This is a genomic window from Dehalococcoidia bacterium (assembly GCA_030648205.1).
GTDB lineage: Bacteria > Chloroflexota > Dehalococcoidia > JAUSIH01 > JAUSIH01 > JAUSIH01.
The window spans coordinates 1-9,548 of the sequence record JAUSIH010000052.1 but is presented as its reverse complement, the minus strand read 5'-3'; the positions used below and the strand labels follow the sequence as shown (position 1 = coordinate 9,548).

Below are 9,548 nucleotides of genomic sequence, written 5' to 3'. Positions count from 1 at the left end.
GTGGCGTGGTTCCTAGCCACGGCTGTGGCCCTTTTTAGGGTATAATAAACCAGTGGCGCAAAACAGAAAACTTGTTCTATAATACGGGACGGCTTCTCGCCCCCTTTGTATGAAAGGAAAGCAATGAACGTCATTTTCCTGGAGGACATCCCCAGCGTCGCCCAGGCGGGCGAAGTGAAGAACGTCAAGAACGGCTACGCGCGCAACTACCTGCTTCCCCGCAAGCTGGCCGTCATGGCTACCCCCGCGGAGTTGCGGCGTGTCCAGAGCATCAAGAAGACCGCCGTCGCCCGCGCCGCCAAGACGGAGGAGGAGCACCGTGCGCTGGCGCAGCAGATCTCCGCGCTGACCGTCTCCTTCACCGCGCGCGCCGGCGAGGGGGGACGCCTGTTCGGGTCGGTGACCAACGCCGACGTCGCGCAGAAGATCTCCGAGCTGGTGGGCAGGCCCATTGACAAGCGCAAGCTGGAGATGGCGGAACCCCTGAGGACCGTCGGCACGCACGAGGTGCCGATCAAGCTCATGCCGAACGTGGAGGCCAGGGTCAGGGTCGTGGTCGAGGCTGAAGGCGGGGCGACCGTGGCGGCAGGGGCGTCGGCGGGCGGCGAGCAGACGGCGACAGAGGACAAACCCGCCGGTTCTTAGTCCGTCACAGCAGCTTCACAGGTCTGACGCAAGGGGGTTGAGGCTGTCCGCCCCCTTCCCAATCTGTCGGTCTTTTGCATAGTCTTTTTCTTTTTCAGCCCGGGGCTAGACTCCGGAAGGGACACCCGTGTACACGGAAAAGATACCACCCCAGGACGTGGATGCCGAGGAAGCCGTCCTGGGTTCTCTTCTGATTGACGGCGGAGCGATCTCCAAGGTGGCCCCGTTCCTCAAACCTACCCACTTCGCCCACGAGCGCAACAACTGGTGCTACCAGGCCTGCCTCTCTCTGTCTGATCGCAGCGAGGCCATTGACCAGGTGACGGTAGCGCGCGAGCTGGAGCGCATCGGCCACATGGAGGGAGTGGGGGGCAGGACGTACCTGGCACACCTGGCCGCGGTGGTGCCCACATCCGTTCACGTTGTCCACTATGGCCGGATTGTGTACCGGACGGCCATGCTGCGCGAGTTAATTCGCGCGGCGGGGCAGATCGCTGACATTGGCTACCAGGACACCCCGGACGTGGACTCCGCCCTCTCCAGAGCGGAGGACATCCTCTACAAGCTGCGGCTGGGCCAGAGCACGCGGGACTTCACGCACATCAAGGACGTCATTGACCAGTATCTGAGCGAAGTCGCCGTCCCGCCGGACGCCAAGGATGAGCAGCAGCGCTCCGTCCCCACGGGCTTCATTGACCTGGACAGGCTGCTGGGGGGACTCCAGCGCTCCGACCTCGTCATCCTGGCGGCGCGGCCCGGACTGGGCAAGTCGAGCCTCGCCCTGAACATCGCGCGGAACGCCGCCAACCACAATCATGTCCGGGTCGCTATGTTCAGCCTGGAGATGGGCAAGGAGCAGGTGGTCCAGCGCCTCATCTCCGCCGAGGCGCGGGTGGACATGCACCGGCTGCGCCTGGCCCGGATCACGGACGAAGAGCGGAACCGTGTGACAGACGCCATGGGCTTCCTCTCGGAGTTGGGCATCTGGATAGACGACTCCCCACTCCTCAGCGTGGCCGAGATGCGGAGCAAAGCACGTCGGCTGCACCTGGAGCATCCGTTGGGCCTCGTTATCGTGGACTACCTTCAGTTGATGCGCGGGTCGTCTTTCACCGACAACCGTGTGCAGGAGGTGAGCGAAGTATCCCGCTCGCTGAAGGCCCTGGCGCGGGACATTGACGTACCCGTCATCGCCGTCTCGCAACTCAGCCGCGCGGTGGAGTCGCGGACGGACCACACGCCGCAACTCGCGGACCTGCGGGAGAGCGGCAGCATTGAGCAGGACGCGGATGTCGTCATGTTCATCTACCGCCCGGACCTGTACGTTACCGAGGAGGCGTGGGCCGGACGCCATCAGAACGAGCCGTACCCTCGCGGGATCGCCGACATTATCGTCGCCAAGCACCGGCACGGCCCGACGAACAGAGTCCAGCTCTATTTCCGTGAAAAGCTCACCAGGTTTGAGAACCTGGCCTCGGCGCGCACTACCCCGACATGAAGCCATTCGCTGGTTTCCCTGCGCGCGCGCAGTACACGGGCATTCCCGCGCTATTCTTCAGCGCGCTCCTGCCAGAGATAGACGACCTAGCGGAACTGAAGGTGACCCTGCACGTGCTGTGGCTCCTGGCCCACAAGCCTGGCAGCGCCCGCTCCGTGGCCGAGGACGAGATGCTTGCGGACCGCGCCCTCATGGCGGGCCTGGTGTGCTGCGGGCCGGACATCCCTCCGAGGGAAGGACTGCGACGGGGTCTGGAGCGGGCGGTAGCGCGCGGGACGCTCCTGCGGGCTGATGTCAGGAAGCAGGGACAGGCTATCGCTGAGTACTCCGTGAACAATGAGGGGGGCCGCCAGGCAGCGGCGGAGGCGCATCATGGGGCGATGGATAGCAACCTACCTCCACAAGAGCCAGCGCCCACGCAGCCCACGCCAAATATATTTCAACTTTATGAACAGGAAAAGTTCGGACTTTTGACTCCAATGGTCGTGGAGAAGTTAAAGGAATTCGAGTCGGAATACTCAGAGGACTGGATTGCCGAGGCGATCAGGCTGTCCGTGGAGCATAACCACAGGCGTCTGAGTTATGTAGAGGGTATCCTCAAACGGTGGCGCGACGAAGGTAAGGAGCATGGAGAGCCTGGGCGACATCCTGAAAAAGACGGCTATACAAGCGCCTGGGAGCAGTACCGCGCCCGACGGGGCCGCTGAGCCCGCGGAGGCGACGGCGCCGGAATGCCCCCTGTGCGGCGGCATTGGATGGGTGCGCGCGGACGTGCCTTTGAGCCACCCTGAGTTCGGGAAGGCCATCCCGTGCGCGTGCAGCCTGAAGATGCTGCAGACGGACCGTCTCTCTCGGCTCCAGAAGTACAGCAACCTGGGGCCGCTGCTGCGCATGACCTTCGCCTCGCTCATCCCCGGCGGCCGCAGCGACGATCCGGAGAACCAGCAGCATTTCCGCGCTGCTCTTGAGGCCGCGCGCGCCTTCGCCCAGAGTCCGGACGGATGGCTCGTATTCACCGGCCCGCCGGGCTGCGGCAAGAGCCATCTGGCGGCGGCCGTCGCCAACGCTTGCCTGGAGGCCGGGCGCCCGGCCTTCTTCATCGCGGCGCCGGACCTGCTGGACCACCTGCGCGCCACGTACAGTCCGGGCAGCGAAATGTCCTATGACCAGCTCTTTGAGCAGGTGCGGACCGCGCCCCTCCTGGTGCTGGACGACCTGGGCGGCCAGGCGACTACACCGTGGGCGGGAGAGAAGCTCCGGCAGATTGTGGGCTATCGCTACAACGCCCGTCTGCCTACCGTCGTCACGGTGGAGGGAGCGCTGGACGACGTGGACGAGAGGCTGCGCGCGCGCCTGACGGACCCCAGCCTGGCGCGCGTGTTCATCCTGGAGCGGGTGCGGCCCCCCGCCTTGCGCTCCCTGGACATCCTGCCCCTCTTGAAGGACAGGACGTTCGACACGTTCGATCCGCGCGGCACGGGCCTGACGGGACGCGAGCAGGAGAGTCTGGAGCGGGCCTTCCGCACGGCGCGCGTTTACGCCGAGAAGCCCGAGGGCTGGCTGGTGTTCACCGGAGGGCACGGGTGCGGCAAGACGCACCTGGCGGCGGCCATCGCCAACTTCCGCTCACGCCTGGGCGAAGCCACGCCCATCATCCCCGTGCCGGACTTGCTGGACCACCTGCGCCGCACGTTCGACCCCTCAAGCCGCATCAACTACGACGACCTGTTCAACCAGGTGCGGAGCATGCCCCTCCTGGTGCTGGACGACTTCGGGGAGCACGCCAGCACCGCGTGGGCGCAGGAGAAGCTGTACCAGATCATCAACTACCGGTACAACGCCCGTCTGCCCACCGTCGTCACCACGTCGTCGAAGCCGGAGGAGCTGGAGAGCCGGATAGCGTCGCGCATGCTGGATATGCGGGTCAGCAATCTGGTGCCCATTGATGCCCCGGACTACCGCAGCGGCGGGCGCAGCGACACCTCGTCCGACGCGCCTCGCAAGCAAGGGCCTCCGCCACGAGGCCGGCGTCCGCGCTCGTAGCTTCACGCGTCTTCCAGCCGTAAATCTGGTCCTCGTCTGGCAAAACCGCGCAACGCACAAACGGGAAATCGAGGGCGCCGCATGGCAAATTGCGTCTTTTGCGAGATCATTGCGCGGCGGTCGCCGGCCACCATCCGCTACGAGGACGACGACGTCATCGTCATAGACAACTACCTGCGCTGGACGCCGGTGATGCTCCTGGTCATTCCGAAGAAGCATTTGACGCAGGAGGAGATGTGGCGCACCTGCATGGCGAAGGTGGGGAGCGTGGCGATGGACATGGGCCGCCAGTTCTGCCCTAGTGGCTTTCGCCTGCTGTCCAACCTGGGGCGGGACGCCATGCAGAGCCAGGAGCACGGCCACCTGCATGTGCTGGGCGGCGCGTACCTGGGGCCGTATGCCTAGTGTGGTGTTCTCGAAATTCGCCGTCAATGTCATTGCGAGGCCCGATGGCTCGAATTCCTCACCACAGGCTCCGGAGGGCCGTGGCAATCTGGCTGTGGGGCGCACCCTTCCTCCAGATTGCTTCGTCTTCCGGCAAGCCGGAGTCCTCGCAATGACAAAGCGTAAGCGTATTTCAGAAACGGGACACTAGAAGTCATTCCAAAATGCCTGCTCACCCTGAGCTTGTCGAAGGGTGAGCGGTGGTTTTTCCGTTCATGGTGATCCCTTCGGCTTCGCTCATGGCAGGCTTTGTCGAACCATGAAGCCGATTTTTGGAATAGCTTCTAGGGGCGGGCGTGCCTTAGAACTGCCACCATTCGTACCACTTGTTCAGCGGCAGCTCTAGGATGACGAGGTCCTGAGGCTTTCCCGCGCTGTCCTTGCAGTGCTGCGGCAGCAGGGCGAGGCGCACGAACCCCACACGCTCCGCCGTCTGGATGGCCGTCTCCTCCCGCTCCGCGACAGCCTCAATTGTCAGGCGCTCCAACCCCGTATGGTACGCAATCATGACGAGTTCGTTCAGGAGGAGCGTGCCCAGACCCCGGTTGCGGTAGCCCGGCTCGACGAGGATGCGCACCTCGCCGATGTGGCGGCGCGCGCCCGACCTGTGCCGCACCAGCGTGGCGTCCGCGACCACGCGTCCGTCGGCGAAGGCGAGCAGCGGGAGCGCCCTGTTGTAGTCCAGCTCCTTAGCCCATCGCTCGATGACCTTCGGGGAGGTCACGTCTTCCTTCAGATAGTAGCGGTCGTCTTCGGACACACTGAGGAAGAAGCTGAGCAGCTTGTCGTTGTCCGTCTGCTCCATGGGGCGCAGGGTGACCGTTGACCCATCGCGGAGGCTGATCTCTTTGGGATAGGCGGAGAGGCGCGGGACAGGTGGCATACGGCCTCCTTGTGCTCGTGTTTGCGCTCACGTCCTCCGCCCCGATGCATCGGGCCGGATGACGCCCTTATCATAGCCCGCGAGCCAGGAAAAGGGAAGTTCCACACCGTGCTCCGTCCGGCCACACGTCAGCCCTTGACACTCGCGAGAGGCGTTCCTACACTGTCCCCGCCAGACTGAGCGTTATCTACCACATTTCTCGGAGCGAACGGAAAGGAATGGACATGCAGAAACATCTCGCGGGGAAGAATGCCATAGTCACCGGCGCGGGACGCGGCATCGGCCAGGCGATTGCGCTGGCGCTTGCCGAGCAGGGCGCCAACATCATGATCGTCGATCCGGGCGCCGCCCGCGAGGGGGGCAGCGAGGACACGCGGCCCGCGAATGAGACCGCGGAGATGTGCCACAAGCTGGGCGTCAAGGCCATCCCCGCCTATGATTCCGTGGCTGACTTCAAGGCGGCGGAGGTGATGGTCAAGCGCGTCGTCAGCGAATGGGGCAGCATGGACATCCTGGTGAACAGCGCGGGCGTTCTCCGTGAGAAGATGGTCTTTAACATGACGGAGGAGGACTGGGACCTGGTCATCGCTGTCCACCTGAAGGGCACGTTCAACATGTCGCGCCACGCCTGCGCCGCCATGCGCGAGCAGAAGAGCGGCCGCATCATCAACCTTACGTCGGACGCCTGGCGGGTGTCCGTCGGCCAGTGCAACTACGCCGCCGCCAAGGGAGGCATCGTCAGTTTCACATACGGCGTCGCCCGCGAGATGGGACGGTACGGCGTCACGGTGAACGCCATCGCGCCGCGCGCATCCACGCGCATGACGATGACCGACAAGGTGCGCGAGGGCTTCCGCAAGCGCTACGAGGCGGGCATCATCAGCAAGGAGCTGCTCGACGACATGCTGAACATGCCCGGGCCGGAGGGCGTGCCGCCTATTATCCTGTGGCTCTGCACGGAGCAGGCGGCCAACGCGAACGGCAAGGTCTTCCACGCGGAGGGCGGCCGCATCTCCGTGTACAACGAGCCGGAGGAGGTCAAGAGCATCTACAAGCGGGCCGACAACGGCATCTTCACGCTCGACGAGCTGCTGCAGGTCATGCCCAAGACCATCGGCGGGACGCTGGTGAACCCCGCGCCGGCGCAGAAGGGGTAGGCGCAGAGAGGGCTCGGACCAGCGTGATTCCGCGACGCGGCACAAACCTGTGACTGGGGGCAGCAGCGCGTAGGCCAAATGCGCTGAGCGCGAGAACAAGAGCGTGCGCGCGGCAACGCACGCTTGCGTGCTATACTCTCCCCGGAGATAAGAAATGGCCTGTGGCCGCGCCATCCGCCGCAGCGCGCGCGCACGGCGTCTCACCGGGGAGGCAAGCATGGAAAGACACCACTATACCGTAATCCTAGAGCGAGAGGAGGAGGGGGGCTACCACGCCTTCTGCCCTACCCTCAAGGGGTGTCACACGCAGGGGGATACCCTAGAAGAGGCCCTGGCCAACGTGCGCGAGGCAATAGAGGCTTACATTGAAAGCCTTCGGAAGCATGGCGAGACCGTGCCGTTGGAGGACATCCTGATCAAGCCCCTAGAGGTCGCCTTTTGAGTCCAAAGCCCCCAGTGGTCAAAGCCAGGGACGTGGTGACAGTGGCAAAGCGGCTGGGGTTTGTCTTTGACCACCAGAAGGGGAGCCACGCCGTGTATTACAGAGAGAAAGACAAGGCGCGGGTAGTGATTCCCATGCACGCCGGGAAAGACCTCAGGCCCAAGACCTTGGACGGTATCCTGGACGATATGGGCGTGACGCCGGAGGAGTTTCGGAGGCTTCTTCGTGGCTGAGCCTGAGAGCAGCGCTGTTTACAACCCTTTCATCGCGTCATCGTAAAGGCCAGCGAGGACGACGCTTTCATCGTCACGGCCTACCTAACGGAGAGGCCGACGAAGGAGACGGGAACGACACCGCCCAGCTCTTGGAGGTCACGGTATGAAGGGTGAAACGAGCAAAGTACGGGCCGAACGCAGTCGGAGGAAGCCGTTTCAGGTGGTGGTAAAGGACGGGGAACCCTCCGCCGTGATCCTGGACATCCAGGACTACCGCGAGATGCTGGAGCGGCTTGACGACGCGGAGGACCTGAAGGTGCTGGAGCGGATGCGCAGGCGGCCGCTCAAGTTCCGGGGGCTTGAGGAGTTCCTGGCGGAGTACGCCCCGCGTGTATGAGGTCTTCCTGGAGCGGGCGGCCGAACGGGACCTGCGGCGCTTACCGTCCGCGGAGTTCCAGCGGGTGGTAGCCGCCATCAAGGCGCTGGCCCAGGACCCCAGGCCCGCGGGCTGCCGTAAGCTCTCCGGCTCCAGGAGAGACTGGCGCATCAGGACCGGGGACCGCCGCGTGCTCTACGAGATCGACGACAAGGCGAGGGCGGTGCGTGTGATGCGCATCAGGCATCGGCGGGAGGCGTACCGGTAAGTGGACTTCGTCTCCTTCCTGGCCACGTCGCAGATGGCCTTCATCGTCACGGCCTACCTGACAGACAGGCCGAAGAAGGGCGGTATCCTATGGAGCGCAAGCAAAAAGGGATAAAAGTCTGGTACGACCCCGAGGGTGACTACCTGGAGGTCGTCCTGGACCAGCGGGAGGGCTACTTCCGCGAAACGGCGGACGACCGCGTGATGGAGAAGGTGGACAAGCGGGGAAAGCTCCTGGGTTTCTCCATTCTGAGCGTCAGCACCTTGAAGGATGCTCCCCTTCAGGCCACCCTTCCCCAGACAGCCACGGCGTAACCCTGCCGCGCGCACCCCTGCCACGCTGCCCACGCCGTCGCGCCCAGCAAAACAACGGCCACAGCCGCGACGCCCAAGCCTACCAGTAGTCGTTTTCGCACGTCCTCTTACGCTAACGAGTCAAGCGGGCTGTGTCCTTTTGCGCCCTGGATGTCCAAGACTGAGAGGCGGGCGGAGGAGCCTGCGCTGATGTAAGATAGACCGCAATGGCTAAGTCCGAGCGCAAGGAGATTTTGAGTGGTGTCCTTTAGAGGGCTTAACGGGGAAGAAAAAGCTGGTGACCGCTATTGAGCGGTCGAAGCAAAGCGAGGAGTTGGTAGCGCATGCGGGATTCGAACCCGCGATCTCCTCCTTGAGAGGATGCGGGCTGTAAACCACCCGGCGTCAGATAGGGCTTCGCGGCCTTCGTAGCTGTGCGACGTTCTATCTGGCGGCGCACAAGGATGAGACCAGGCCCACCTCGCGCCCGCGCAGGCCCCGGCGCGCGCTCCTTTCCGCGCGTGCTATACTTGTGATGAACGCCAGTTCTACTCTTTGAGGAAAGGACAAAGTCGTGACTACTCTCAGCCGGAAACCCAAACTTGATTTCACGTTGAGATTGCTGCCCAAAGACCAGATTGCGATGGAAGCGATGGCTGACGAGGTGCATGTAATAGCTTCGTTTTTTGAATGTCCGATCGGGTATCGGCGCTACGACACATTCCTCCTTTCAGACTTTCCGAACCCTCTCGCCAGTCTCGACGATCTCAAACGTTGTGGAATCAATAAAGTTGACGTGGAAGCCGGTAGAGGTGGCTAACCTCTTCATGCCCGGTATTTCTTCGTGTCGTGAGGTGAGGGTCCCAACGGGAATGAACTCCTGATATTCCACGATGACGAACAGCCTGCCGTCGTCCGTTACAACTCGGAAGCGTCCGGCCTCAACCTCTCGTTTCACGCGACCTCCTCCTCTTGCGCGCCCGCGCCAGCCCCGGCGCACGCTCCTTTCGTTCGGTCTATCCGGCCTTGCACAAGTGCCTGCAGCCTAAAACCTAGCTACACCTCTTTTCACGACCTTCTCCTCACCGTGTTATGGCCGTACCACCGGCATCAGATCACGAGGCGCCGGATTGCTCTTGCAGGCGATGCCATCGCGATCTGTATCGAGACGATTCGGGTCGGACGGGTCCACGCGGAGGACGGCCTGGGCGTCGGCTTGGCTTGCGAAGTCAGCGCAGTTGTACTTGTCCCCCTGGCTTACGTATTTTCGCGGGTCGAAGGCTG

Annotated in this window: 13 protein-coding genes and 1 pseudogene; 11 read left to right on the top strand and 3 right to left on the bottom strand. The window is 63.4% G+C overall.

Going from position 1 to position 9,548, the window contains the following annotated elements:
* Positions 1-123: 123 nt before the first annotated feature.
* The 5 genes from rplI to Q7T26_07055 all read left to right on the top strand — a co-directional run bounded on the left by rplI (position 124) and on the right by Q7T26_07055 (position 4,591).
* The gene (rplI, locus tag Q7T26_07075) at positions 124-645 is read left to right on the top strand and encodes a 50S ribosomal protein L9 (GenBank protein ID MDO8531914.1); all 522 of its coding nucleotides are present in this window, start codon (positions 124-126) and stop codon (positions 643-645) included.
* 127 nt (positions 646-772) lie between these two features.
* Positions 773-2,143, top strand: a complete 1,371-nt coding sequence (dnaB, locus tag Q7T26_07070; protein MDO8531913.1) for a replicative DNA helicase — start codon at positions 773-775, stop codon at positions 2,141-2,143.
* Complete coding sequence (locus Q7T26_07065; protein ID MDO8531912.1) at positions 2,140-2,850, top strand: DnaD domain protein; 711 nt, start codon at positions 2,140-2,142, stop codon at positions 2,848-2,850. Before dnaB ends, Q7T26_07065 begins: the two co-directional genes overlap by 4 nt.
* Entirely contained in the window at positions 2,771-4,186 is a 1,416-nt protein-coding gene (locus Q7T26_07060) for an ATP-binding protein (GenBank protein MDO8531911.1), read from the top strand. Before Q7T26_07065 ends, Q7T26_07060 begins: the two co-directional genes overlap by 80 nt.
* 81 nt (positions 4,187-4,267) lie before the next feature.
* A complete protein-coding gene (locus tag Q7T26_07055) occupies positions 4,268-4,591 on the top strand; it encodes an HIT domain-containing protein (protein MDO8531910.1) in 324 nt (107 codons plus the stop codon).
* A gap of 340 nt (positions 4,592-4,931) precedes the next feature.
* On the opposite strand, the gene Q7T26_07050 is transcribed toward Q7T26_07055, so the two are convergent.
* Positions 4,932-5,513 (bottom strand): GNAT family N-acetyltransferase, encoded by a 582-nt coding sequence (locus tag Q7T26_07050; GenBank protein MDO8531909.1) that lies wholly within the window; start codon positions 5,511-5,513, stop codon positions 4,932-4,934.
* A gap of 224 nt (positions 5,514-5,737) precedes the next feature.
* On the opposite strand from Q7T26_07050, the gene Q7T26_07045 reads away from it, so the two are divergent.
* From Q7T26_07045 to Q7T26_07020, 6 genes are all read left to right on the top strand, one after another.
* Positions 5,738-6,670: an SDR family oxidoreductase gene (locus tag Q7T26_07045; GenBank protein ID MDO8531908.1), complete on the top strand. Its 933-nt coding sequence runs from the start codon at positions 5,738-5,740 to the stop codon at positions 6,668-6,670.
* 217 nt (positions 6,671-6,887) lie between these two features.
* Positions 6,888-7,112, top strand: coding sequence for a type II toxin-antitoxin system HicB family antitoxin (locus tag Q7T26_07040; GenBank protein ID MDO8531907.1), 225 nt, complete (start codon positions 6,888-6,890; stop codon positions 7,110-7,112).
* Positions 7,109-7,345, top strand: coding sequence for a type II toxin-antitoxin system HicA family toxin (locus Q7T26_07035; protein ID MDO8531906.1), 237 nt, complete (start codon positions 7,109-7,111; stop codon positions 7,343-7,345). The genes Q7T26_07040 and Q7T26_07035 overlap by 4 nt, the downstream gene beginning before the upstream one ends.
* A 145-nt stretch (positions 7,346-7,490) precedes the next feature.
* Positions 7,491-7,724: a type II toxin-antitoxin system prevent-host-death family antitoxin gene (locus tag Q7T26_07030; protein ID MDO8531905.1), complete on the top strand. Its 234-nt coding sequence runs from the start codon at positions 7,491-7,493 to the stop codon at positions 7,722-7,724.
* Positions 7,717-7,971: a type II toxin-antitoxin system RelE/ParE family toxin gene (locus Q7T26_07025; GenBank protein MDO8531904.1), complete on the top strand. Its 255-nt coding sequence runs from the start codon at positions 7,717-7,719 to the stop codon at positions 7,969-7,971. Before Q7T26_07030 ends, Q7T26_07025 begins: the two co-directional genes overlap by 8 nt.
* An 89-nt stretch (positions 7,972-8,060) precedes the next feature.
* Entirely contained in the window at positions 8,061-8,285 is a 225-nt protein-coding gene (locus tag Q7T26_07020; GenBank protein ID MDO8531903.1) for a DUF2283 domain-containing protein, read from the top strand.
* A gap of 709 nt (positions 8,286-8,994) precedes the next feature.
* On the opposite strand, the gene Q7T26_07015 is transcribed toward Q7T26_07020, so the two are convergent.
* Together Q7T26_07015 and Q7T26_07010 are read right to left on the bottom strand one after the other, a co-directional pair.
* A complete protein-coding gene (locus tag Q7T26_07015; GenBank protein MDO8531902.1) occupies positions 8,995-9,222 on the bottom strand; it encodes a hypothetical protein in 228 nt (75 codons plus the stop codon).
* Between the two features lie 174 nt (positions 9,223-9,396).
* Positions 9,397-9,548: pseudogene (locus Q7T26_07010) on the bottom strand (excalibur calcium-binding domain-containing protein).